The sequence below is a fragment of the Rhodosalinus halophilus genome, from assembly GCF_003298775.1.
Lineage (GTDB): Bacteria > Pseudomonadota > Alphaproteobacteria > Rhodobacterales > Rhodobacteraceae > Rhodosalinus > Rhodosalinus halophilus.
Window position 1 is genome coordinate 21,972 of the sequence record NZ_QNTQ01000009.1, and the last position, 24,747, is coordinate 46,718.

Sequence of the window (24,747 nt, forward strand, 5' to 3'; positions counted from 1 at the left end):
GGCGGAGCATTCAATGCCGAAGGGGTTCATCATGCGATTTCACACATCCACCGCCGTTCTGGCGCTCGTCGCCGGGACGCTGGCGGGGCAGACGGCCGCCGATGTCACGGCTCGCCAGGTCTGGGACGACATGCGCGGCTATCTTGGCTCTTTCGGCTACGAGATCACGGCCACCGACTCGATGTCGGGCGACACGCTCACGGCGCGCGACGTGACCATGAGCATGGCTCTGCCCGAGGACGGCGGCAGCGTCGCGCTGGAGATCCCCGCGCTGACCTTCACGGAGAATGGCGACGGCACGGTCACGGTCACCTACCCGGAGATCACCGAAATCCGGATCGAAGCGCGGCCGCCCGACGCCGAGGCGGTGGACATGACCCTCGACCTCACCCAGTCGGGGCTCGAGGTTCTGGTCTCGGGCGACGACACGCGAATGGTCTACGACTACGTCGCCGAGCGACTCGGCGTCACGCTGGCAGAACTCGTGGTCGAGGGCGACCCTGTCCCGCGCGAGAACGTCGATGTGAGCGTGTCGGCGCGCGACATGTCGGGTGAGTCGGTCGTGGTGCCGGGCGACATCCGCGCGCTCGACCAGACGCTGACCGTGGCCGAAGTGACCTATGACGTCACGGTCATCCCGCCCGAGGACGGCGCGGGCCGCGCGGACTTCAACGGATCGATGCAGGCGCTGTCGTTCGAGGGCATGGGACGCATCCCCGAGGACATGGACATGGAGAACCTCTCCGCCGCCTTCGCGGCCGGTTACGCCTTCGACGGGCGCTTCGGCTACAGCGACGGGCGCAGCGAGTTCCTGTTCGAGGAGGAGGGGCAGACGGTGCAGGGCACCACGCGCTCGGACCGCACCGAGTTTCGCGCCGCGATGAACGCCGAGCGGCTCAGCTACGGCGCCTCGGGCGCAGGCACCGAAGTCCGGATGGAGACTCCCGATCTGCCCTTCCCCGTCGAGGCGGCGATCGGCGAGACCGGCTTCGAGATCTCCGCCCCGGTCGGCTCCACGGACGAGCCGCAACCCTTCGGCCTCAGCCTCGCGATGCGCGACTTCACCATGGGCGAGCCGCTCTGGGCGATGTTCGACCCGGGCCAGATGCTGCCGCGCGAGCCGGCGACCGTCGTGCTCGATCTCTCGGGCATGGCCCGAACCATGGGCGACATCTTCGACCCGCAGGCGATGCAGTCGATGGCGATGAACGAGGAGGTGCCGGCGGAGCTGCACGCGCTCGATCTGTCGCGCCTGCTGGTCAGCGCGCTGGGCGCGGGGCTGACCGGCGAGGGGGCCTTCACCTTCGACAATCAGGATCTCGAGACCTTCGACGGCATGCCCCGGCCCGAGGGCACCCTGTCGCTGCGGCTCGAGGGCGCGAATGCGCTTCTCGACACGCTCATGCAGATGGGCCTGCTGCCCGAGGAACAGGCCATGGGCGCACGCATGATGATGGGGATGTTCGCCGTGCCGGCCGGCGAGGACGTGCTCGAGTCGACCATCGAGATCAACGAGCAGGGCCAGGTGCTCGCCAACGGGCAGCGCATCCAGTGACGCGCCCCGCCCGCGCGCCGCTGCCTTGCGCGCGGCGGGCGGGCGGTCTACCTCCCCCGGGTGCCGCGACGGCGGCCCCCGGTGGAAGGAGCGCGCGATGACCACGCCGACACCCGAACGTCTCGCCCATGCCCTGCTGGACGCCGCGCGGCGCGCGGGCGCCGAGGCGGCCGATGCGCTGGTCGTCGCCGATCGCTCGGTGAGCATCGACATCCGGGGCGGCGCACTGGAACAGGCGGAACGCGCGGAATCCACGGACCTGGGGCTCAGGGTGCTCATGGGGCGGCGGCAGGCCTGCGTCTCTGCCTCCGACCCGCGGGACGAGACGTTGGCGGCGATGGCCGAACGCGCCGTCGCCATGGCGCGCGAGGCGCCGGAGGATCCCTACGCCGGCCTCGCCGAGCCCGCGCAGCTGGGCGATCGCCGCGACGCCGAGGGGCTGGAGCTTGCCGACCCCGCGGACGAGCCCGCGCCGGAAGCGCTTCAGGACGCGGCCGCGCGCGCCGAGGCGGCGGCGCTTGCCGTCGAGGGGGTGAGCCAGGTGCAGTCGGCCTCCGCCGCCTACGGGCAGCGCGTCATGCACCTTGCCGCGACCAACGGCTTCTCGGGCGGCTATGCGCGCACGGACCACAGCCTGTCCTGCGTCGCCATCGCCGGCGAAGGGCTGAAGATGGAGCGCGACTACGACGCCGACGGGCGCATCTACGGCGCCGACCTGCGCAGCGCCGAGGAGATCGGCGCGCGCGCCGGCCGCCGCGCGGTCGAGCGGCTGAACGCCCGCCGCCCGAAGACCGGCGCCTATCCGGTGCTCTTCGACGAGCGCATCGCATCCTCGCTGATCGGGCACCTGCTGTCGGCGGCCAATGGCAGGGCTGTGGCGCGCGGCGCCTCGTGGCTGCGCGACGCGGAAGGCGCGGCCGTGCTGCCCGCCGACCTGTCGCTGATCGAGGATCCGCACCGCCCGCGCGTGCAGGGCACCCGCCCCTTCGACGCCGAGGGGTTGCCGACCGCCCGCCGCGCCATCGTCGAGAACGGAACGCTCACGGGCTTCACCCTCGACCTCGCCACCGCCCGCAAGCTGGACAGGACGCCCACGGGCAACGCCGCGCGCGGCCTCTCCTCGCCGCCATCGCCCTCGAACTGGAACGTGGCGCTCACCCAGTCGGAGCTCTCGCAAGAGGATCTGCTGCGCGAGATGGGCACGGGGCTGCTGGTGACCTCGATGATCGGGGCCACGATCAACCCCAACACCGGCGACTATTCGCGCGGCGCCTCGGGCTTCTGGGTCGAGAACGGGCAGATCGCGTGGCCCGTCAACGAATGCACCGTTGCGGGCAACCTGCGCGAGATGCTGGCGACGATCCGGCCGGCGAACGACGCGCGGCCCTGGGTCAGCCGCGTCGTGCCCTCGCTGCTGGTCGAGGGGCTGACGATTGCCGGAGAGTGATCTTGCGCTCCTGATCCGTGCGGCGCGCGCGGCGGGCGAGGTCGCGCTACGCTACCACGGCCCCACCGCGAAGCGCTGGGACAAGCCCGGCGGCGCCGGCCCGGTGACCGAGGCCGATCTGGCCGTGAACGAGGCGCTGAAGGCGGTGTTGCTGGACGCGCGCCCCGACTACGGCTGGCTCTCGGAAGAGGACGCCGACACGCCCGAGCGCCTTGGCCGCCCGCGCATCTTCCTGCTCGACCCGATCGACGGCACCAGCGGCTTCATCGAGGGCTCGTCGAGCTGGTCGCTCTCGCTCGCCATCGTGACGGAGGGAGAGATCTCGGCAGCGGTCGTCCACCTGCCCGCGGACGAGGGCAAGCTCTACGCCGCAGCCGCAGGCGAAGGCGCGACGCTGGACGGCCAACCGATCCGCGCCGCTGCCCGGGAGAGCGTCGAGGGGGCGCAGGTGCTCGCGACCCGCTACGCGATGGAGCCGAAGCACTGGCCCGGCGGCGTGCCGGGCTTCAAGCGCCACCACCGGCCGTCCCTCGCCTACCGCCTCGCACTGGTCGCCGAGGGGCGCTTCGACGGCATGCTCACCCTGCGCGACAGCTGGGACTGGGACATCGCCGCGGGGCTGCTGATCTGCCGCGAGGCCGGCGCGGTGGTGACCGACCGCGAGGGCAATGCGCCCCGCTTCAACACCGAGCCCGCCAAGACCCGCGGCGTCGTCGCCGGCGGCCCCGCGGTGCACGCCGGGCTGATTGCGGCCATGCGCCCGCGCGGCTAGTCTCCGCGCTCCCGCAACCGGAGCCTGCCCATGCCCTTCACCCTCGCCACCTGGAACATCAACTCCGTCCGCCTGCGCCAGGGCCTCGTCGAGCGTCTGCTGACCGAAGAGGCGCCGGACATCCTCTGCCTGCAGGAGTGCAAGAGCCCGGTGGAGAAGATCCCGCGCGAGGCCTTCGCGGCGCTGGGATACCCCCACATGGTCGCGCGGGGGGAGAAGGGCTACAACGGCGTGGCGATCCTGTCGAAGCTGCCGATCGAGGAGGCGGGCACCCTCGACTTCGCGGGGCTCGGCCACGCGCGCCACGTCGCGGCGCGGCTCGAGAACGGCGTGGTGGTGCACAACTTCTACGTCCCCGCGGGCGGCGACGTGCCGGACCGCGAGGCCAACGTGAAGTTCGGGCAGAAGCTCGACTACCTGACCGACCTGCGCGACTGGCTCCACGGGGAGAAGCCGGGGAAGTCGATCCTCGTGGGCGACCTGAACATCGCGCCGCTGGAAGAGGACGTCTGGGACCACAAGAAGATGCTCAAGGTGGTCAGCCACACGCCGGTGGAGGTGGAGCACCTTGGCAGCGCGCAGGAGGCCGGCCGCTTCGTGGACGTCACCCGCCGCGACATCCCCGCGGGGCGGCTCTATTCCTGGTGGTCCTACCGCGCGAAGGACTGGGACGCCGCCGACCGCGGCCGCCGGCTCGACCACATCTGGGCCACCCCCGACATCGCCGGCGCGGCGCACGGCAGCCGGATCCTGCGCGCCTGCCGGGGCTGGGAGAAGCCGTCCGACCACGCGCCGGTGTTCGCGGAGTTTGATTTGTAGGGGGACTTCGCTTAAGCCCACTACACAAATTAGCATTTGTGTTGCCTAAGCTCCACTTCCTTCAATTCTCTTTCACAGCGCACTTTGGAAACCAAAACTAAAGCGGAGAACTCGCCCCAAGACCTTTGATCTCCCAGCATCTCTCAATACCTGCAATCTCGTCCAGCATATCAATAAGTGGGTCTGTCTTCTCCTTGTGTTCAAGGAAGCGACGTTGGCGAAAAGCTTCTGCGATCTTCGGCGGCCGACCCAGAAAGAAGAGCTTATCTCTTGCGTATATTTGAGTAATTTCGTTCACCCAATCCACCATCCAAGGCGCCGCGATGAGAGATGCGCAGTTATGGGTGGGCCACATGCACATGGGCGTGCAGAAATAGATGCACAGATTCGGCGTCAGCGGAAGTAGAGCTTTGCCGTTGATTCGATTCGCAACCAAGGCGTGGGTGAGCCAGTCTAGGCTACCATCGCCAAAGATAAAATTCTTTAGCGGTGAGTGCATCAGAACAAAATACTGATTTGAGATTGAAGCCTTTTGGCAGAGCCTCTTGGCGCTCCGATAATTTTGGGCCATATTGCCTTTGCCGACCTCCTCATCGGGATCTCGGCCAAAGATTTTGGGGTATCCCTCGTATCGATTGCGGTTTCCAGGGCTGCGGATCAGAAGGGAATAAACAAGCAAAAGTAGTTTGCGCTGAAGCTCTTCATCCAGACGATATAATTTGCACATGTCTCGAAGTGATCTGTCCTTTTTTCGCAGCAGCCAAATCAGCGAGACAAATTCTGCCGGCGTTCCCCCAAAGGGCTTTAATCCATAAAGGGCGGAAATGATTTCGTGCACGTCACTGTCTATTTCAAATTCATCTTCAAAATTGTCTTCCCAAATGCTACCGCGAAATATCGTGTGGCCATGGATTTTGAGGCCAATCTTCCTTCTAGTGGATCGCTTCTTTTCAATCTTTCCGTCCGGCTCAATCCATGAAACGTCCCCGGCCCTGTCTGACCAATAACTTTGCAGGCCAACAGGCCACCAATGGTGGTTTCTGTTGGATTTCTTTCCGCTAGCCATTTAATACGCCTGCCTTGAAGGGGAAGCCATAGCCATCGCTAACTAGTACAATTTGCCTTGTACGACAAAGCACGCAATGACAAAAGGGCGCCCCTGCCGGGACGCCCGCTCAATCTCACCAGCGGTGACGGAAAGCCTCAGCCCTCCGCCTTCTCCGGCTGCTTGATCTCTTCGCCGGTCTCCTGGTCCACGACCTTCATCGACAGGCGCACCTTGCCGCGGTCGTCGAAGCCCAGCAGCTTGACCCAGACTTCCTGCCCCTCTTTCAGCTCGTCGGAGGGGTGGTTGAGCCGCTTGTTGGCGATCTGGCTGACGTGCACCAGCCCGTCGCGCTTGCCGAAGAAGTTCACGAAGGCGCCGAAGTCCACCAGCTTGACGACCTTGCCCTTGTAGATCTTGCCTTCCTCGGGCTCGGCCACGATCGAGTGGATCATGTCGTAGGCGCGCTGGATGGCCTCTCCGTTCGGCGAGGCGATCTTGATGACGCCGTCGTCGTTGATGTCGACCTTGGCGCCCGAGGTCTCCACGATCTCGCGGATGACCTTGCCGCCCGAGCCGATGACCTCGCGGATCTTGTCCACGGGGATCTGCATCGTCTCGATCCGGGGCGCGTGCACGCTGAACTCGCCCGCCGACGACAGCGCCTTGTTCATCTCGCCCAGGATGTGCATCCGGCCGTCCTTGGCCTGCGACAGGGCCTGCCGCATGATGTCGGCGGTGATGCCGGCCACCTTGATGTCCATCTGCAGCGAGGTGATGCCCTTCTCGGTGCCGGCCACCTTGAAGTCCATGTCGCCGAGGTGATCCTCGTCGCCCAGGATGTCGGTCAGCACGGCGAAGCGCCCGTCCTCTTCGAGGATCAGGCCCATGGCCACGCCCGCGACCGGTGCGCGCAGCGGCACGCCCGCGTCCATCATGCTGAGCGACGCCCCGCAGACCGTGGCCATCGAGGACGACCCGTTCGACTCGGTGATCTCCGAGACCACGCGGATCGTGTAGGGGAACTCCGTCGGCGCGGGCAGCACCGCCTGCAGCGCCCGCCAGGCGAGCTTGCCGTGGCCGATCTCGCGCCGTCCCGGGGGGCCGACGCGCCCCACTTCGCCGACCGAGTAGGGCGGGAAGTTGTAGTGCAGCAGGAAGCTGGCGCGGAAGTTGCCGTGCAGCGCGTCGATGATCTGTTCGTCGTCGCCGGTGCCCAGCGTGGTCACCGCCAGCGCCTGCGTCTCGCCGCGGGTGAAGAGCGCCGAGCCGTGCGTGCGCGGCAGGAGGCCCACCTCGCTCACGATCGGGCGCACCGTCTCGCGGTCGCGGCCGTCGATGCGGGCGCCGCCGCCGATGATGTCGCCGCGCAGGATCGAGGACTCCAGCTTCTTGAAGGCGTCGCCCAGGTTCTCGTGGGCGAGTTCCTCCTCCGTGAGCTGCTCCTTCACCGCCTGCCGGGCTTCGGCGATGGCGGTCGTGCGCTCCTGCTTGTCGGAGATCGCGAAGGCGGCGCGCATCTTCTCCTCGCCCAGCTCGCGCACGCGCTTGGCAAGGTCGGTGTAGTCGGGCGGCTGGAAGTCGAAGGGCTCCTTGGCCGCCGACTCGGCCAGCTCGACGATCAGATCGACCACCGGCTTGAGCTGCTCGTGGCCGAACTGCACCGCGCCCAGCATCTCCTCTTCGGAGAGCTCGTAGGCCTCTGATTCGACCATCATCACCGCGTCGCGGGTGCCGGCGACGACCAGATCGAGCCGCTGCTCGGGATCGAGGCGCAGGTCCTGCATGTCCTCGACATCGGGGTTGAGGACGTATTCGCCGTCCACGTAGCCCACGCGGCATCCCGCGATCGGCCCCATGAAGGGCACCCCGGAGATGGTCAGCGCGGCCGAGGCGGCGATCATCGCCACGATGTCGGGATCGTTGACAAGGTCATGGCTCAGAACGGTGCACATCACGAGCACCTCGTTCTTGAAGCCGGGCACGAAGAGCGGCCGGATCGGCCGGTCGATGAGCCGCGCGGTCAGCGTCTCCTTCTCGGTCGGCCGGGCCTCGCGCTTGAAGAAACCGCCCGGCACCTTGCCGGCGGCATAATATTTCTCCTGATAATGGACCGTGAGCGGGAAGAAGTCCTGCCCCGGCTTCGCCTCCTTGGCGAAGGTCACATTGGCCATCACGGTCGTCTCGCCCAGCGTGGCGATCACGGTGCCGTCGGCCTGACGGGCGAACTTGCCCGTTTCCAGCGTGAGGGTCTCTTCCCCCCACTTCATCGATTTCGTCGTTACGTCGAACATCTCGTATCCTTGACTGGCCTTTCGGGGCGCATCCCCTCGGGCCGTTTCGCGTCGGACAGCCCCCCTGGGCGGCCCGGCTCCCGTCTTGCGGTCCTGCCGCGCCGTGGGAGCCGGCGGCGCGGTCTGCGGCTTGTGCTCCGGCGCGGTTCGCCGGATGCGAAAAGGGCGCGGACCTGCCCGCGCCCCTCGTCTTGTCCTAGCGGCGGATGCCGAGACGCTGGATCAGCGTCCGGTAGCGCCCCTCGTCCTTGCCCTTGAGGTAGTCGAGCAGCTTGCGCCGCTGCGCCACGAGCTTGAGCAGCCCGCGGCGGGAATGGTTGTCCTTCTTGTGCGTCTTGAAGTGCTCGGTGAGCGCCTCGATCCGCTTGGTGAGGATCGCCACCTGCACCTCGGGCGAGCCGGTGTCGCCCTCCTTGGTGCCGTAGTCGCGGATGACCTCGGCCTTCTTCTCGGCAGTGATCGACATCGGGGTCTCCTTCCGATTGTTGCGGCGCAAGCCGGGATGTCGTCCAGCAGGGCCAATGGAGAACGTGCCGCGCGCCCAAGGGTGCGCCGGCCGTGCGCATATAGGGGAAATCGGGCGCGAAGGGAAGGGCGGCCTCGCCCGATCTCAGGCGGACCCGTGCGGCATCAGCGCGATGTGATCGGGCGAAAGCGCGCCTTTTCCCGAGACGGTCGCGATCTCTGCGCCGTCGAGCAGCAGATGCACGATCTGCGGATCGTCCGGATCCGGCACGAGATCGACCTCGGGCGGCGCGCCGGCGCCATCGTAGAAGACAATGAGGCGATCCTCGTCCGGGGCGAAATCTGTCACCGTGGCGCCAGCGCCGTGCAACCATTCGCCGGCAAGCACGGTGTCGGCCCCCGCACCGCCGGTCACGACATCGCCGCGCCCGGCAAGGACGGTATCGTCGCCCGAGCCGCCGTTGAGGAAGTCCGGCGCGTCCGCATCCGCCGTGGCGGCGCCCGGAACGATACCGGAGACCAGATCGTCGCCATCGCCGCCGAACAGCGTGTCGGCGCCCGCGCCGCCATGCAGCCTGTCGTCGCCGTCGTGACCGTGCGCCGCATCAGCGCCCGCGCCGCCGTCGAGCACGTCGTCCCCGCCTCCGCCCTGCAGCGAATCATCCCCGCTTCCGCCGCCCAGCGTGTCGTCGCCGACATGGCCGAACAGGCTGTCCGCCCCCGCGCCGCCGAAGAGGACATCCTCGCCCGCGTCGCCGTCGAGCAGGTCGTCGCCGGAGCCACCGTCGAGCGTGTCGTCGCCGCTACCGCCGCGCAGGTGGTCGTCGCCCGCCTCGCCGGCGACGGTGTCCGCGCCGCCATAGCCGTTGATCCAGTCGTCGCCGTCCCCGCCGGCGATGCCCTCTCCCGCGCTACCGCCGGAAAGCGTGTCCTCACCGGACGTGCCGGCGAGATCGGGCTCGCTCATGATGCCGCCGATGCGCCATGTCTCGGCGGTGTCGAAGCCCTCGGGCAGTGCTGAAGACGCCGGGTTCTCCGACGACACGTCCGCTTCCACGCCTGCGCCACCGTCGGCTTCGCCCGCCCCCGCGGTCGCGTCTGGGCCAAAGAGCGCCTCGTCCTGATCCAGCAGAGCGGCAAGCCCGTCGTTCGGGTCGGACCCCGGCTGCTCCTCGGGAGCCCCGGGCTCGTCCGGCTCGGCCTCCGGCATTTCTCCATCCGCCTCGTCAGCGCCGAGCACCACCATCGACCCGAGAAGGGCCGCCCCCATCAGTCCCGCCAGAAGCAGCATCCCACCGATCCACAGACACACCCCCGCAGCAGATGCTCCACGAAATCGCCGCGCGCGCCAAGTCTTTCCGAATCAGATGGTTAACGCGGGGGACCGGCCGGTTGTTCGCTGCCCTGCGCCGCCTCGATCTGATCGATCACCTGCGTCGCCAGATCCCCGAGGAGCGGCACGAACTCGATCCGGGCGAGCACCGCGACGAGCACCGAGACGAGGATCGAGGCGCCGATCACGGTGCCGAACCCGAAGGCCAGCCCGCGCAGGAACTGAAAGAAGACCACCTTGATGAGCGAATCGTGGATCCGCACGATCCTGTGGGCCACGATCTCTTCAAGAGCGCGGGCGAGACGTTGTGCCGTCTGCCGATCGAGCGGGTCGCGCGGGCGGTCAGCCATCGGCCGTCATCTCCAGCCAGGGTTCGGGCGCCTTGGCATAGGCCACATAGAGCGGGTGTCGCGGATGCCCATCGCGCGTCAGACCGAGATGGTGGACGGTTACGCCGGCCTGAGCAAGCATCCGGGCCACCGCGGGACCGCGGCCCAGAAACGCGCCATGCGTGCCCCACGCCGCCACCGTCTTGTCGGCGGCGCCCGCCGCATCGCGGATCGCGCGGTCGTTCTCGGGGCCCACGGGATCCTCGGCGCGGCGCATCGCCTTGGGGTCGGTCTCGCGCCAGGCGAAGATGTTGGTCACGGTGAAGGCGCCGAAGCCAAGCGCCCGGGCGCGGCGCTCGCAGCGCTCGACCGTGGGGTCGTTCTGCACCTCGGTCGCCGTGGAGGGATTGAGCATCAGGAAATGCACCCGCCGCCCGCGGGCGTCCCAGACGCGGTCGAGCAAATAGCGGTAGCGCAGACAGGGCGAATAGACGGCGACGGAGGCGGCGTCGCCCTTCATGTGCCTGCGCGTCACCAGGCCCGGCTCGTCGATCATGCCGCCTCTCCTCCAACGGAGCGCCGTCGGCGCACGCCCATGCACGGCATGCCTTAGCACTGGGAGCGCCCCCGGTGCGAGTAACCTGCCAAGAAGAAGCAACGGGTCCAAGTCCCCGGCGAGGCGCATGGCGGAACGCCAGAGGCAAGGCCCTTGCGCCCGGCCGCCGTTGAGGGCAGGTCGGATGCCGACCGGAGGGACAGCATGCAATTCGACTTCGACGAGATCATCGACCGCCGCGGCAGCCACTGCATGAAGTGGGACAAGATGGAGACGCTCTACGGCGTCCCCGCCGAGGATGGTCTGGCGATGTGGGTGGCGGACATGGACTTCCGCGCACCGCCCTGCGTGACCGAGGCGCTGCGGCGGATGGCAGACCACGGCATCTACGGCTACTTCGGCGACGACGCCGCCTATCTCGACGCGATCCGCTGGTGGCTGGCCGAACGCCACGGCTGGGAGGTCGCGCCGGAGTGGATCTTCACCACGCACGGGCTGGTCAACGGGACGGGCATGTGCGTGGACACATGGACCCGGCCGGGCGACGGCGTGGTGCTCTTCACGCCGGTCTATCACGCCTTCGCCAAGGTGATCCGCGCCGCCGGGCGCGAGGTCGTCGAATGCGAGATGCCGGTGGTGGACGGTCGCCACACGCTCGACTTCGAGACCTGGGATGCGCAGATGACCGGCCGCGAGCGCATGGTAATCCTGTGCTCGCCGCACAACCCCGGCGGCCGGGTCTGGACGCGGGAGGAGCTGCGCGGCGTGGCGGCCTTCGCCGAGCGTCACGACCTCTTGCTCGTCTCGGACGAGATCCATCAGGATCTCGTCTTTCCGGGCGGCCCGCGGCACGTTCCGCTGCCGCTGGCCGCGCCGGAGGCGCTTGACCGCATGGTGGTGATGAACGCGACCACCAAGACCTTCAACATCGCGGGCGCGCATCTGGGCAACGTCGTCGTGCCGGACGAGCGGCTGCGCGCCGACTTCGCGCAGCGCATGCTGGCGATGGGGATCAGCCCCAACGCCTTCGGGATGCACATGGCGACAGCGGCCTATTCGCCCGAGGGGGCAGCCTGGGTCGATGCGCTGATGGCCTATCTCGAGGAAAACCGGCGGGTCTTCGACGCGGGCATCGCGGCGATTCCCGGCCTGCGCTCCATGCCGCTCGAGGCGACCTACCTCTCCTGGGTGGATTTCTCCGGCACGGGCATGTCGCGCGCGGAATTCACGGCCCGCGTCGAGCGCGATGCGAAGATCGCGGTCAACCACGGGCCGACCTTCGGCAAGGGCGGCGAGAGCTGGCTGCGGTTCAACATCGCCACGCCGCGTGCGCGGGTGGTAGCGGCCGTGGCGCGACTGGCCGAGGCCTTTTCGGACCTGCAGTAGGAACGTGGCGCCTCAGTCCGCGGCGTCAGTCGGGGTCGCCGGCGTCTCGGGGTCGGGCGCGTAATCGGCCGGCGGCGCGAGGCCGGATCTCGGCGCGCGCTTGAACTCGAATCGGCGCTCGTCTTCCTCCTCGGCAGTGGCGATCACGAGGCAGCGCCCGATATGGCGCGCGCCATCGTACAGATCCACGAAGCCCCGCAGGCGGGGCTCGTCGCGGGACATGGCGAAGCCGTCGCTCCACAGCCGCAGAACGGGGTGGCTCGTGCCGTCGGCCACCAGCCGCAGACCCGAGCGTCGGCGCGGCGCATCTCCGCGCGACGCGAGCCCGGCCTGCAGATCGGGCGGAAGGTAGGTAGACATCGGCCGTTTCCTTGCAGACCCCCGAGGCCAAACTGCCTGCAACGCTCCTGAAAGCAAGCGATTCTCCGGCCGTCATCTTTCGCGGAAAGCGCGGGCATCCATATCTAGCGGCCGCCAGCCGCGTGCCCCCAACCGGGATGTGCGCAGGTGCAGGGCGCGTTGCGCGCCGGCAACGGTTTCGCACATGCCGCGCGGCGCCTAGGTCAAGTGTCGAATCGAAGGGAGCTCGACATGGGACTGCTGATCGACGGCGAATGGCGTGACCGGGCGCTGGTGGACACTTCGGACGACGGCGCCTTCCAGCGCGCCGAATCGGTGTTCCGCAACTGGGTGACGCCGGACGGTGCGCCCGGCCCGAGCGGCGAGGGCGGCTTCGCCGCGGAAAGCGGGCGCTATCACCTCTACGTCAGCCTCGCCTGCCCCTGGGCGCACCGCACGCTGATCTTCCGTCGCCTCAAGGGGCTCGAGGACCATGTCGGCGTCTCCGTCGTGCATCCCGACATGCTGTCTGACGGCTGGACCTTCGATACCGATTTTCCCGGCGCGACGGGCGACAGGCTCTACGGCCTGCCCTTCATGCGCGACATCTATATCAAGGCCGAGCCCTCGGCCACGACGCGCGTGACGGTGCCGGTGCTCTGGGACCGCGAACGCGAGACGATCGTCTCGAACGAAAGCGCCGAAATCATCCGCATGTTCAACTCCGCCTTCGACGGGATTACCGGCAATACAGACGACTACTGGCCGAAGGAGCTGCGCGAGACGATCGAACCTGTGAACGCGCGCATCTACGACACCGTCAACAATGGCGTCTACAAGTCCGGCTTCGCCACCACGCAGGCGGCCTACGAGCAGGCGGTGCGGCCACTCTTCGAAACGCTCGACTGGGTCGAAGCGCGCCTGTCGGAAAACCGCTACCTGACGGGCGACCGGATCACGGAGGCCGACTGGCGGCTCTTCACCACGCTGATCCGCTTCGACACCGTCTATCACGGCCATTTCAAGTGCAACCGGCGCCGGATCGTCGATTACCCGAACCTCTGGGGCTACACCCGCGAACTCTATCAGTGGCCCGGCGTGCGCGAGACCGTGGACCTCGAGCACATCCGCCGCCACTATCACTACAGCCACGAGAGCATAAATCCCTACAGGATCGTGCCGATCGGCCCCGCGTTGGACCTCGACGCGCCGCACGGGCGGGATTGAGGGGTCAGGTTTCCAGCGCCTGCCCGTGGTACTGCACGAGCGCGACCAGATCCTCGGGCGGCACGCTTGGCTGCACGATAGCGCAGGCATTGGGGCAGATATCGAAGAGCGAGCCGTTCGAGAAGAACTGCGTGCCCGAGACGAAGATCACCCGCGCCTCGGGCCGGCGATAGCCGGCGAGATCCGCGATCGCGAAGGCGCTGCCGTTCTCGAGAACCGCATTCATCACGATTACCTCGAACGATCCCATGAGGATTTCGCGCGCCGCCTGCTCCTGGACGAACGCCAGCCTCACCTCGGCGCCCACGCGCTCGAGGTGCCGCTGCCATAGCTCGGCCAGTTCGCGTTTGCTTTCGACGATCAGAACACGCATCGGATCCGGGGCATCGCAAGGCCACACGGCGAACCGCATGCACGGAGAGGATACGGTACTTGTCCCTGCGACGCGACAAGAAACCGCAGCCGCGGTCATAACCCCCGGTTGTTCGGCAATCTGCCGCCAATCATGAGCGGCCCTCCGCCGATGGGATCGCCCTTGTATCCGCGCGTCGCGAGTCTAGCCTGCGACGAACCCACGCGAAGCGGACGGAGAGCTCATGCGCGAATTCACCCTGATTTGCCTCCTTGCGGCGGCGACACCGGCGGCTCCCAGCACGCCCTGCGGCGGCAGTTTCGGAGGCTTCGTCGCCGATCTTCGGGAGGAGGCGCTCGCGCGCGGGCATGCGCCCTCGGTCGTCGAAAGCTTCTTTCGAGGCGTGCGGCAGGACCAGAGCGTGCTGCGGGCGGATCGCCGTCAGGGAGTCTTTCAGTTGCCCTTCGTGGACTTCGCCCGCCGGCTCATCAGCGAAAACCGCATCCGCAACGGCCGCCGCAACGCCGAGCGCTGGGACTCCGTCTTCGACCGGATCGAGGCGGAATACGGCGTCTCGCGCGGGATCCTGCTATCCTTCTGGGCCTTCGAGACCGACTACGGCGCGGTGCAGGGCGACTACAACACACGCGACGCGCTGGTGACGCTCGCGCATGACTGCCGCCGCCCCGAGATCTTCCGCCCGCAGGTCTTCGCCGCGATCGAGCTGCACGCGCGGGGCGATCTCGACCCGCAGACCACGACCGGCGCCTGGGCGGGCGAGATCGGCATGGTGCAGATGCTGCCGGAGGACATCCTGACCAACGGCGTGGACGGCGACGGGGACGGGCATGTCTCGCTGAAGACCTCCCCGCCCGACGCGCTCATGTCAGGGGCCAAGATGCTGGTCGATCTGGGCTGGCGCGCGAACGAGCCCTGGATGACCGAGATCGACGTGCCGGCGGATTTCGACTGGTCGCTGTCCGGCCTGCCGGTGGAGAAGCCCGTTGCAGACTGGGCCGCGCTGGGCGTGACCGCGCGCAGCGGCGACCTAGGGCCGGCGGAGTTGTCCGCCTCGGTGGTGGCGCCGCAGGGGCACCTTGGGCCGACCTTTCTCGTCTATCCCAATTTCCGCGTGCTCTTCGAGTGGAACCAGAGCTTCGTCTACGTGATGACGGCGGCCTATTTCGGCACCCGTCTCGAGGGCGCGCCGGTCTTCGACGCGGGCGACCCGGAGCCGGGTCTTTCCGACGCGCAGATGAAGAGGCTGCAACAGCGTCTCGCCGACATGGGCCATGATGTTGGTGGTATCGACGGCATCCTCGGCGCCAAGACGCGCGCGGCTGTCCGCGCCGTGCAGGAAGAGTTCGGCCTCCCGCCCGACGGCTGGCCCACGCCGGGCTTGCTGAATCGCCTCTGAAGTGGATTGCCGCTGCGCAACGCGCTTCCTATCTCACTGTTGCGTTCGCATGGGCGCGTTCTTTCCAGAGGCCGCATGGCTGACCCCGAGCCTTCGCCGGACCCCGGTCCGGTCACCATCAGCGAGATCATTGCGCGCCTCGAAGCGCTCTCGGACCGCGAGCACGTCACGCTAGGCGACATCCTTGCGAGCTTCGGGCAGGCGAGCTTCGTGCCGGCGCTGATGCTGCCCGGGCTGCTGGTGTTCTCGCCGCTCTCGGGCATTCCGCTTTTCTCGTCGATCTGCGGACTGACCATCGCGGCCGTCTCCGCGCAGATGCTGGTGCGCCGGCGGCATATCTGGCTGCCGAGCGTGCTGCGGGAGCGGGGACTGAGCGGGCCGCGACTGCAAGCCGGGCTCTCGCACATGGCGCGCGCCGGCCACTGGATCGACCGCAACACCGGCAACCGGCTGCACCTGCTGACAGCCCAGCCGATGGCGAGCCTCTTCACCCTGGTCTGCCTCTGCGCCGGCCTCGCGATGCCTTTCCTAGAGCTGGTGCCGTTCTCCTCCTCGATCCTCGGGCTTTCGGTGGTGCTGATCTCTTCGGCTTTCCTGACGCGCGACGGGCTCTACGCCCTGGCCGGACTCGGCGTCTTCGCTGTCGCGCCGATGATTCCGCTGCTGATCTGGATGGGACTGGTCTGAGCCGTCAGACCCACTTCGCCAGCGGCGGCAGGCTCATCAGAACCGCGTCGGGGTCGTGCCCCGTGGCGAGACCGAACTTCGTGCCGCGGTCGTAGACGAGGTTATATTCCGCGTAGATGCCGCGATGGATGAGCTGGACGTCCCTGTCGGCCTCGGTCCAGGGTGTCTGCCGCCGCCGCTCCACGAGCGGCACGAAGGCCGGCAGGAAGGCGCGGCCGATGTCCTGTGTCAGCGCGAAATCCGCCTCCCAGTCGCCGGTGTTGCGATCGTCCATGAAGATGCCGCCCACCCCGCGCGCCCGCTTGCGGTGCGGGATGTAGAAATACTCGTCCGCCCAAGCCTTCAGCTCGGGGTAGAGGTCCGGGCCGTGCGGGTCGAGATGCGCCTTCTGCGTGGCGTGGAAATGCGCGGTGTCGTCCTCGTATTCGATGCAGGGATTGAGGTCGGAGCCGCCGCCGAACCACCAGGCGTTCGGCGTCCAGAACATCCGCGTGTTCATGTGCACGGCCGGGACATGCGGGTTCTGCATGTGCGCGACAAGGCTGATGCCGGAGGCCCAGAAGCGCGGATCGCTGTCCATCCCCGGCACGCCGCGCTGCGCCATGGCCTTCTGCGCGGCCTCGCCCAGCGTGCCGTAGACGGTCGAGACGTTGACGCCCACCTTCTCGAAGACGCGCCCGCCGCGCATCACGCTCATCAGCCCGCCGCCCGCGTCCGAGCCGTCATCGGAGGAACGCTTGGTCTCGGTCACTTCGAAGCGGCCCGGCGCGCGGTCTGCGAGCGGCCCCTCGGTCTGCGCATCCTCGAGCGCTTCGAAGGCGGCGACGATCTCGTCCCGCAGGGCGCGGAACCAGTCGGCGGCGCGGGCGCGTTCCTCTTGCAGCATTTCGGTCATGGCCGGGCCTTCCCTCCGATGTCGGAAGATTGGTAGCAACCGGCTTTCGCCTTGACCAGAAGCCGCGCTAGACTGGCGCAGAAGACCGGAGCTCCGCCATGCCCCTCCGCACCCTGGCCCTTCTCGCGCTCGTCGCGCTCTCGGCTTGTTCGGCCCGCGACCTGTGCATCTCGCAGGCCCGCGCCGAGCTGCGCACGCTCGATGCGCTGATCGCCGAGACGCGCTCAACGATCGCGCGCGGCTACGCGATCGAGGAGCGCACGGTGCCGGACGAGGTTTTCACCCGCTGCCGCGATTCAGAAGGCAACCAGCGCCCCTGCTGGATCACGGTCACGCGGACCGAACGGCGGCCCGTCACCGTCGACATCGCGGAGGAGCGCCGCAAGCTCGCGCAGCTCGAGGCGCGGCGCGCGGAAGAGGCGCAGCGCGCCGCCGCGCGCATCCGCGCCTGCGAGGCGCGCTATCCCTCACGCTGAGACCCGCGCGCGGCAGAGTGTCTGCCGCTGCGCGGTGGCGTGCGACCTTTTCCGGCGTTCGGCATGACGGGCCGCGGGCTTAGCCGGCGGTCTTGTGCCAGGCTATCGCTTCTTCGAGGCGATCGTCGCCCCAGAAGAGTTCGCCGTCGCTCGTCACGAAGCTGGGCGCGCCGAAGATGCCCCGCCCGCGGGCGGCGTCTGTCGCTGCATCGTAGGCCTCTTGCGTCTCCGCGCTGCCGGCGACGGACAGCACGCGGCCAATGTCCTGCCCGCATGCCGGCAGGACACGAGTCAGGCTGTCGTCCGACCCGGCCGGCACGCCCTCCTGAAACCATAGCCGATAGCTTTCGCGAAGGTAGTCCTCGCACCACCCTTCGCTCCGCGCGGCGACGGCGATGCGGTTCGCGCGGTCGAAATCGTGCAGCGGATAAGGCGCGGGCACCCGCACCGGGAGGTCGAAGCCCGCGGCGCGGCGCTCGATGTCGCGCCACATGTAGGCGGCCTTCACCGGCTTGGTGGCGAAGGGGATGTTGTCCATCTCCTGCATGATGGCGCGGACGCTGAAGGGGCGCCAGTCGAGTGTCACGCCCGCCTTTGCCGCCAGCGCGGGCGCGCGCATCACCGTCAGATAGCTGTAGGTGCTGCCGACACCGAGCCAGACCTCGAGCGGGGGCATCGGCTCAGCCCGGCGACATGCCGCGCAGCCGCTCGGAACGGCGGCGCAGCAGTTCGACCGTGGTCAGCAGCGCGATGGAGATGCACACGAGGATCGTCGCGACGGCGAGGATGGTGGGCGAGATCTGTTCACGCAGGCCGGTGAACATCTGCCAGGGCAGCGTCTGCTGATTGGCCGAGCCCACGAAGATCACCACGACCACCTCGTCGAAGCTGGTGATGAAGGCGAAGAGCCCGCCCGAGATCACGCCGGGCAGGATTAGCGGCATCTGCACGCGCATGAAGGTGGTCACCGGGTTCGCGCCGAGGTTCGCCGACGCGCGGGTCAGCGAGCGGTCGAAGCCCACGAGCGTCGCGGTCACGGTGATGATGACGAAGGGGATGCCCAAGGCGGCATGCGCGAGCACCACGCCCAGATAGGTGCCCTGAAGCCCGATCCGCGAATAGAAGAAGTACATCCCGGCCGCCGAGATGATGAGCGGCACGATCATCGGCGAGATCAGGATCGCCATGATCGCCTGCCGGAACGGCACGTGTTCGGACGACAGGCCGATCGCGGCGAGGGTGCCGAAGCTTACCGCCAGCAGCGTCGCCACTGGCGCGATCAGGACCGAGTTGCGAAGCGCCTGCTGCCAGTCGGCGGAGGTGAAGAAGTCGCGGTAGTGCTTGAGGCTGTAGCCCTCGGGGTCGAAGGACAGCATCTCGGGCGTGAAGGTGAAGAAATTCTCGGCGTTGAAGCTGAGCGGCATCACCACGAGGATCGGGGTGATGAGAAAGACGAAGACCGCGCCGCAGATCACCCGGAAGGTGTAGTGCCAGAGCACCTGGCCCGAGGTCAGGTAGGGGGGCAGGAACATGCGGTAGCGGCCACGCCCGATCCAGTAGATGAACCAGCCCAGGAACCAGCCGAAGAGCCCGCCCACGACGGCACCGGCGATCCGGCCCACGACGAAGCCCGCAACGATGAACAGCGCGATCACGGCCCACTTGAAGGTCCGCTCCTGGTCCACGCCCGCCATGGCGAGCGCCACGTAGGCGAGCGCGGCGCAGATCACCGCGCCGCCGACGATGCCGAGCAGGGTGGAACCCTGCGCCGTGCCCACGAAGAGCCCGAAGAACGCCCCGGCCGCAGCGACGACCGGCAGCGTGAAGGAAAAGGGGAGGGTCTTGGTCTCGGTGATGACGACCGCGTCGGACATGCCTCAGCCCCCCAGCTTCACGTTGTCGATGCCGACGATCTTGTCGTAGGCCCAGTAGAGCACCAGCACCACGACCAGCAGGATCGTCCCCAAGGCGGCGGCGAGGCCCCAGTTGAGCGAACTGGATATGTGATAGGCGATCCGGTTCGAGATGAAGGTGCCCGTGGTCCCGCCGACGATCTCTGGCGTGATGTAGTAGCCGATGGCGAGGATGAAGACGAGGATCGAGCCCGCCCCGATGCCTGGCACCGTCTGCGGGAAATAGACCCGCCAGAAGGCCGTCCAGTTCGTGGCGCCCAGCGATTTCGCCGCCCGCAGGTAACTCGGCGGGATGGTCTGCATCACCGAGTAGAGCGGCAGGATCATGAAGGGCAACAGGATATGCGTCATCGCTACGATGGTGCCGAACTGGTTGTTGATCATGATGAGTCTGGACTCGTCGGCCACCAGCCCTAGCCATACGAGCACGTCGTTGATCACCCCCTGTTGCTGCAGCATCACCTTCCAGGCGCTTGTTCGGACCAGAAGCGACGTCCAGAACGGCAGCAGAACGAGAATCAGCAGCAGGTTGGCTTGCCGCATCGGCAGGTTCGCCAGAATCCAGGCGACCGGATAGCCCAGCAGGATGCAGGAGAAGGTGATCACCAGGCTCATGAACATGGTGCGCTGGAAGAGCAGCCCGTAGATGCGCTCGTCCGCGTCGCGCAGCGCCGGGCCTTCGGGCGTCTTCTGCATGTCCACCGCGTTGAGGAAATACCCCGTGGTGTAGGGCGGCGAGTAGGTCTGGATCGTGCGCCAGTTGTCGATATCGGCCCAGTCCTCGTCAGAGTTCAGGAACGCGGCCCGGAAATCGACGGGCGGCACCTCGGCCAGCGCCTCCTGTGCGGCGCGCAGCGCGTCTGCATTCGGGCCGTCGTAGGCCGCGAGCTCTTCGGGCGAAAGGGCGCGCAGATCCTGATCGAGCGCGACGTAGACGGCTTCCCAGGGCTCGTCGTCGGCGACGGTCTCGCCTTCTTCGAGCGCCATGAATACGGCGAACTCGGCGTAGGCCTCGGCAGTGCGCGGGAAGGTCTCGGCGAAGGTGCCCGACAGCGAGAAGCCAAGGTCGACGTCCTCCGGCGCCACGTCGCAGGTTTCGGCGAAGACGCCCTTGACGGCGCACCAGACGTCGCCCAGCGGACTCCGCGAGGACAGATCGGCGAGCCGCATGTAGCGCTCGCGGGCGGCGTCCACCACGCCTTCACCACCTTCGCCCGACGTCAGCTCGACCCAGAACGCCGCCTCCTCCCAGCGGTCGTCCAGATCCTCGAGCGTCTCGACATTGGCCTCGCCGAAGTCGTCAACGTCCCGCCCCGTGCCGCGGAAGAGCGAGGACATGCCCGTTTCCTCGTAGTTCAGGCGCTGGCCCAGGCGCGTGTGGCGGCGGGCCTCGGCCGCGAGGAAGAGATCGCGGTAGAGCGCCTCGTAGACCGCCTCGGAAGGCGGCTCGCCGGTATCGGGGTTCCAGTCCTGAACCACCGCGGTGGTCCGGGGCAGCGTGTCCTGGACGATCTGGTTCTCGATCGAGCGGAACAGCATGTCCGCGATCGGCGCGATGAAGGTGACCAGCACGAAGATCAGCAGAGGCGCGATGAGCGCGAGCGCCCGGAGCTTTTGCGCGCGCAGCGCCCGGGCGAGGCTCTTCTTCAGCGGCGTGCCGTCGGCGGCCAGCATCGGCCCGTCGGCGGCCGCACCGTGCCGCGGTTCGCGATCGCGGTCCGAGAGGGCCGCAGTTTCGTGAAACGCGTCCTCCGGCGTCGGCGCGTCCGCGGTCTGCGGTCCGGAACTACTGAGCCTGCTCATGCGGTAATCTCCACGAGGCTGGTGCTGCGGGCAGCGCGCGAGGGTCGATGCCGGGTCCGTTCGCGCCGCGCAGCCTCATCGGGCGCGGCACTGGTTTGCGGCATGCAGTCCGGGCCTCCGGCATGGCGCGGTGCTCCCGTCATGGGCGGCAGGGCGAGGCGCGCCCGCCCTGCCGGTCCGTCGGCGGGACAGGCCGAAGCCCGCCCGCCGTGCAGCGCGATTACTGCGCCAGCCAAGCCTGGAACTTGGCGTCGATGTCGTCGCGGTAGTCCGCCCAGAACTCGTAGTTGTACAGCAGAGTGTTCTCGGCGTTATCCGGATCGGTCGGCATGTGCGGCCCCATCTCGATGCCCAGCTCGGCATGCTTGTCCACGAGCGGCGCCGAGGACTCGCGCGCCGGGCCGTAGGAGATGTACTTCGCCTGATCGGCGAGGCGCTGGGTGTCCGTTGCGAACCAAAGGAAGTCGAGCACGCGGTTCAGCTCTTCCTCCTCCAGACCTTCCGGAATGATCCAGCCGTCAAGGTCGAAGACCTGCATGTCCCACATCATGCCCACCGGCTGGTCCTGCTCCTCGATGACCGAGAAGAGGCGGCCGTTGTAGGTCGAGCCCATGAAGATCTCGCCGTCCGCCAGAAGCTGCGGCGTGTCGGCGCCGGCCGACCACCAGATCACCTCGTCCTTGATCTCGTCCAGCTTGGCGAGCGCGCGGTCCTGGCCTTCCTCGGTGGCGAGAACGTCGTAGATCTCGTCCTTGGCCACGCCGTCGCAGTAGAGCGCCCACTCCATGTTGTTGATCGGGCGACGCTCGAGGCTGCGCTTGCCGGGATAGGTCTCCAGATCCCAGACGTCACAGACGTCATCGGGCGCGCTCACACCCTCGGGCACCATGTCGGTGCGGTAGCCGAAGGTCGTGGAGTAGACGATTTGCGGGATGTAGCAGTCGGAGACGATCAGATCGCCGAAGTCGTCGGAGGCGTCGGTGCCGTCGGGCGCGGGCTTGAGGATCTCGTCGTGATCCACTTCCATCGCCAGGCCCTCGTCGCAGAGGCGGATGGCGTCGGCGGCCACCACGTCCACGAGATCCCAGGTGATGTTGCCGGCCTCGTTCATGGCGCGCAGCTTGGCGACGGCCTCGTTCGAGCTCTCGTCCCAGGTCGCCGAGACGCCGGGGTTCATCTCGAGATAGGGCTCGACGTAGGCATTCTGCTGGGACGCCTGGTAGGCACCGCCCCAGGACACCAGCGTCATGCTGTCGGCCATCGGCTCGCCGGCGACCGGGCTCTCCATGTCCTGCGCGGCGACGGCGCCGGCGGCGACGGTCAGCGCCGTCGAGGCCAGAAGGGTCTTGGCAAGGTTCATGTCATACTCCCTTGTCACGCCCGTCCTGATCGAAAGGGGCCGGTGTCACGGGCGGAACGGCCCGGCCCTCTTGTTGTCCGCGCCAGACCCGGCGCGATACGACAGCCCCACCGCAGGCAGGACAGCCGGATTCGTGCGCGGCTCAGGCGTCGAGCGCGCGGCAATCGTCGGGGAGCCAGCCGATCTCGATCTGCTCCCCGGGCTTGAGGCGACGCTGGTCCGGGGCGTTGCGCGTCTTGATGATGAAGTCGTCCTTGCCCGCCACGCGCAGTCGTGTCCGGAAGATGTCGCCCATGTAGATGAACTCGAGCACTTCGGCCTTGAGGGTGTGCGCGCCCTCCTGCAGGCGCTCCTTGTTGAACTCGACCCGCTCGGGGCGGATCGAGATCAGCGTGCGCTCCCCCGGCTTGCTCACGTTCACCGGCTTGCAGTCGATCAACTCGCCGTCGTCCAGCTCCACCACCGCGTATTCGTTGCGGATCTCCTTGATGGTGCCGAGCAGCGTGTTGTTCTCGCCGATGAACTGGGCGACGAAGCTGTTTTCCGGGCTTTCGTAGAGCACGTCCGGCGCCGCGAGCTGCTGGATCTTGCCGTCGTTGAACACGGCGACACGGTCGGACATGGTCAGCGCTTCGGTCTGGTCGTGCGTGACGTAGACCACCGTGATGCCGAGCTCATGCGCGAGATTGGTGATCTCGAACTGCATATGCTCGCGCAGCTGCTTGTCGAGCGCACCGAGCGGCTCGTCCATCAGCACCAGCTCGGGCTCGAACACCAGCGCGCGGGCGAGCGCGATGCGCTGCTGCTGGCCGCCCGAAAGCTGCGCGGGACGGCGGCCGCCGAACTCGCCCATCTGGACCATGTCGAGCGCGCGGCGGATCTTCTCCTCGCGCTCCGACTTGGAGATCTTGCGCACCTCCAGCGGGAAGGACAGGTTCTCCGCCACGGTCATGTGCGGGAAGAGCGCGTAGTTCTGGAAGACCATCCCGATGCCACGCTTGTGCGGAGGGATGTTGTTGATCGGCTTGCCGCCGAGCTTGATCTCGCCGTGCGTCGCGGTCTCGAAGCCGGCGAGCATCATCAGGCAGGTGGTCTTGCCAGAGCCGGACGGGCCGAGCATCGTCAGGAACTCGCCCTTCGGCATGTCGAGGTTGAGGTCTTTGACGACGAGCGTCTCGCCGTCGTAGCTCTTCTGAACGCGCTCGAACGCGACGAACGCTTCCTGCGTGTCCGTTGCAGCCAAATCAGGCTCCCTGTTCATCGACGCGGGTCTTTTCCCGCTTTTATTTCGCCCCCGACTAAAGCCGTTCCGGCGGCTCGTTGCAACAGAAACGCCCAGATCAGGTTCAATCAAGACCTAAGTCGGCTGAAAGCGAAGGCAAATTTCACCTTGCCTCACGCAGCCGGCCCGGCTGTTGCGGGGTCAATCGAGCACGGCGGCGACCGCATCGGCCGTCCTGGCCGCGATCTCGTCGGCCTCTGACCGCGTCAGGCAGAAGGGCGGCGCGAAGCCCAGGATGTCGCCCTGCGGCATGGCGCGCCCGATCACGCCGCGCTCCAGCAGCGCCGCCGCGATCGCCGGCCCCACCTTGCGGGCGGGGTCGAAGAAGGTCCGCGTCTCGCGGTCCTCGACGAACTCGACGGCGGCCAGCATCCCCTCGCCCCGAACTTCGCCGACATGCGGATGCCCGGCCAGCGCCTCGCCCAGAACCTTGTTGAAGTAGGCGCCCGTCTCGCCCGCCGCCTTGACCAGCGCGAGCTTGTCGATGAGCTCGAGGTTGGCGATGCCTGCGGCGGCGCCGACGGGATGCGCGGAATAGGTCCAGCCATGCCCGATGGGGCCCAGCGCGTCGGTCCCCTGCTCCAGCACCTTCCAGACGCCCTCCGATACGATCGAGCCAGAAAGGGGCGCATAGGCCGAGGTCAGCCCCTTTGCGATGGTGATGAGATCGGGCTCCAGCCCGTAATGGGTCGAGCCGAACATGGTGCCGAGCCGGCCGAAGCCGGTCACCACCTCGTCGGCCACCAGGAGGATGTCGTGCTTCTTGAGGATGGGCTGGATCGCCTCCCAGTAGCCTTTGGGCGGCGGCACGATCCCTCCGGTGCCCAGCACCGGCTCGGCCCAGAAGGCGGCGATGGTGTCCGCGCCCTCGCGCTCGATCAGCGCCTCGAGCTCTGCGGCGCAGTGCGCGACGAACTGCTCCTCGCTCATCGAGACGTCGGAGCGGCGGTAGTAGTAGGGCGCCTCGGTGTGCAGCACCTGCACCAATGGCAGGT

24 protein-coding genes are annotated in these 24,747 nt (G+C 67.7%); 9 read left to right on the forward strand and 15 right to left on the reverse strand.

Going from position 1 to position 24,747, the window contains the following annotated elements; all coding sequences use genetic code 11:
* Window positions 1–31: 31 nt before the first annotated feature.
* From DRV85_RS11105 to DRV85_RS11120, 4 genes are all read left to right on the forward strand, one after another.
* Window positions 32–1,555, forward strand: a complete 1,524-nt coding sequence (locus DRV85_RS11105; RefSeq protein ID WP_147238831.1) for a DUF2125 domain-containing protein — start codon at window positions 32–34, stop codon at window positions 1,553–1,555.
* A 97-nt stretch (window positions 1,556–1,652) separates the two neighbouring features.
* Entirely contained in the window at window positions 1,653–3,002 is a 1,350-nt protein-coding gene (locus DRV85_RS11110; RefSeq protein WP_113289540.1) for a TldD/PmbA family protein, read from the forward strand.
* A complete protein-coding gene (locus DRV85_RS11115; RefSeq protein ID WP_113289541.1) occupies window positions 2,989–3,774 on the forward strand; it encodes an inositol monophosphatase family protein in 786 nt (261 codons plus the stop codon). The genes DRV85_RS11110 and DRV85_RS11115 overlap by 14 nt, the downstream gene beginning before the upstream one ends.
* Window positions 3,775–3,804: 30 nt before the next feature.
* Window positions 3,805–4,593 (forward strand): exodeoxyribonuclease III, encoded by a 789-nt coding sequence (locus DRV85_RS11120; protein WP_113289542.1) that lies wholly within the window; start codon window positions 3,805–3,807, stop codon window positions 4,591–4,593.
* Window positions 4,594–4,690: 97 nt separating this feature from the next.
* Here the strand turns inward: DRV85_RS11120 and DRV85_RS18995 are convergent, their stop codons facing one another.
* From DRV85_RS18995 to DRV85_RS11145, 6 genes are all read right to left on the reverse strand, one after another.
* Complete coding sequence (locus tag DRV85_RS18995; protein WP_147238832.1) at window positions 4,691–5,659, reverse strand: hypothetical protein; 969 nt, start codon at window positions 5,657–5,659, stop codon at window positions 4,691–4,693.
* 137 nt (window positions 5,660–5,796) lie between these two features.
* Window positions 5,797–7,932 (reverse strand): polyribonucleotide nucleotidyltransferase, encoded by a 2,136-nt coding sequence (gene pnp, locus DRV85_RS11125; protein WP_113289543.1) that lies wholly within the window; start codon window positions 7,930–7,932, stop codon window positions 5,797–5,799.
* Between the two features lie 196 nt (window positions 7,933–8,128).
* On the reverse strand, window positions 8,129–8,398 hold the full coding sequence (rpsO, locus tag DRV85_RS11130) for a 30S ribosomal protein S15 (protein WP_113289544.1): 270 nt from the start codon (window positions 8,396–8,398) through the stop codon (window positions 8,129–8,131).
* Window positions 8,399–8,542: 144 nt separating this feature from the next.
* Entirely contained in the window at window positions 8,543–9,688 is a 1,146-nt protein-coding gene (locus DRV85_RS11135) for a calcium-binding protein (RefSeq protein ID WP_113289545.1), read from the reverse strand.
* An 80-nt stretch (window positions 9,689–9,768) separates the two neighbouring features.
* A complete protein-coding gene (locus tag DRV85_RS11140; RefSeq protein WP_113289546.1) occupies window positions 9,769–10,080 on the reverse strand; it encodes a DUF5665 domain-containing protein in 312 nt (103 codons plus the stop codon).
* A complete protein-coding gene (locus DRV85_RS11145) occupies window positions 10,073–10,597 on the reverse strand; it encodes a DUF1643 domain-containing protein (RefSeq protein WP_113289562.1) in 525 nt (174 codons plus the stop codon). The genes DRV85_RS11140 and DRV85_RS11145 overlap by 8 nt, the downstream gene beginning before the upstream one ends.
* Window positions 10,598–10,819: 222 nt before the next feature.
* Here DRV85_RS11145 and DRV85_RS11150 point away from each other — a divergent pair, with 222 nt between their 5' ends.
* Window positions 10,820–12,001, forward strand: a complete 1,182-nt coding sequence (locus DRV85_RS11150; protein ID WP_113289547.1) for a MalY/PatB family protein — start codon at window positions 10,820–10,822, stop codon at window positions 11,999–12,001.
* A 12-nt stretch (window positions 12,002–12,013) separates the two neighbouring features.
* Here the strand turns inward: DRV85_RS11150 and DRV85_RS11155 are convergent, their stop codons facing one another.
* Complete coding sequence (locus DRV85_RS11155) at window positions 12,014–12,361, reverse strand: hypothetical protein (protein ID WP_113289548.1); 348 nt, start codon at window positions 12,359–12,361, stop codon at window positions 12,014–12,016.
* Between the two features lie 231 nt (window positions 12,362–12,592).
* On the opposite strand from DRV85_RS11155, the gene DRV85_RS11160 reads away from it, so the two are divergent.
* The gene (locus DRV85_RS11160; RefSeq protein ID WP_113289549.1) at window positions 12,593–13,567 is read left to right on the forward strand and encodes a glutathione S-transferase family protein; all 975 of its coding nucleotides are present in this window, start codon (window positions 12,593–12,595) and stop codon (window positions 13,565–13,567) included.
* A gap of 4 nt (window positions 13,568–13,571) precedes the next feature.
* Here the strand turns inward: DRV85_RS11160 and DRV85_RS11165 are convergent, their stop codons facing one another.
* Window positions 13,572–13,940 (reverse strand): response regulator, encoded by a 369-nt coding sequence (locus DRV85_RS11165; protein WP_113289550.1) that lies wholly within the window; start codon window positions 13,938–13,940, stop codon window positions 13,572–13,574.
* 223 nt (window positions 13,941–14,163) lie between these two features.
* On the opposite strand from DRV85_RS11165, the gene DRV85_RS11170 reads away from it, so the two are divergent.
* Window positions 14,164–15,336, forward strand: coding sequence for a lytic murein transglycosylase (locus DRV85_RS11170; RefSeq protein WP_113289551.1), 1,173 nt, complete (start codon window positions 14,164–14,166; stop codon window positions 15,334–15,336).
* Window positions 15,337–15,411: 75 nt separating this feature from the next.
* Window positions 15,412–16,023, forward strand: coding sequence for an exopolysaccharide biosynthesis protein (locus tag DRV85_RS11175; RefSeq protein ID WP_113289552.1), 612 nt, complete (start codon window positions 15,412–15,414; stop codon window positions 16,021–16,023).
* 4 nt (window positions 16,024–16,027) lie between these two features.
* Here DRV85_RS11175 and hemF read toward each other — a convergent pair whose 3' ends face one another.
* Window positions 16,028–16,918, reverse strand: a complete 891-nt coding sequence (hemF, locus tag DRV85_RS11180) for an oxygen-dependent coproporphyrinogen oxidase (protein WP_113289553.1) — start codon at window positions 16,916–16,918, stop codon at window positions 16,028–16,030.
* A gap of 98 nt (window positions 16,919–17,016) precedes the next feature.
* Here hemF and DRV85_RS11185 point away from each other — a divergent pair, with 98 nt between their 5' ends.
* Window positions 17,017–17,394: a hypothetical protein gene (locus DRV85_RS11185; protein WP_113289554.1), complete on the forward strand. Its 378-nt coding sequence runs from the start codon at window positions 17,017–17,019 to the stop codon at window positions 17,392–17,394.
* 79 nt (window positions 17,395–17,473) lie between these two features.
* On the opposite strand, the gene DRV85_RS11190 is transcribed toward DRV85_RS11185, so the two are convergent.
* The 6 genes from DRV85_RS11190 to DRV85_RS11215 form a co-directional block, all read right to left on the reverse strand.
* Window positions 17,474–18,070 (reverse strand): 2-hydroxychromene-2-carboxylate isomerase, encoded by a 597-nt coding sequence (locus tag DRV85_RS11190; protein WP_113289555.1) that lies wholly within the window; start codon window positions 18,068–18,070, stop codon window positions 17,474–17,476.
* A 4-nt stretch (window positions 18,071–18,074) separates the two neighbouring features.
* Entirely contained in the window at window positions 18,075–19,268 is a 1,194-nt protein-coding gene (locus DRV85_RS11195; protein WP_113289556.1) for an ABC transporter permease, read from the reverse strand.
* A gap of 3 nt (window positions 19,269–19,271) precedes the next feature.
* The gene (locus DRV85_RS11200; RefSeq protein ID WP_113289557.1) at window positions 19,272–21,110 is read right to left on the reverse strand and encodes an ABC transporter permease; all 1,839 of its coding nucleotides are present in this window, start codon (window positions 21,108–21,110) and stop codon (window positions 19,272–19,274) included.
* 220 nt (window positions 21,111–21,330) lie between these two features.
* A complete protein-coding gene (locus tag DRV85_RS11205; RefSeq protein WP_113289558.1) occupies window positions 21,331–22,470 on the reverse strand; it encodes an extracellular solute-binding protein in 1,140 nt (379 codons plus the stop codon).
* Window positions 22,471–22,612: 142 nt separating this feature from the next.
* Entirely contained in the window at window positions 22,613–23,713 is a 1,101-nt protein-coding gene (locus DRV85_RS11210) for an ABC transporter ATP-binding protein (RefSeq protein ID WP_233495479.1), read from the reverse strand.
* 180 nt (window positions 23,714–23,893) lie between these two features.
* Window positions 23,894–24,747, reverse strand: an 854-nt coding sequence (locus tag DRV85_RS11215) for an aminotransferase class III-fold pyridoxal phosphate-dependent enzyme (protein WP_113289563.1), incomplete at its 5' end; no start/stop codon positions are given.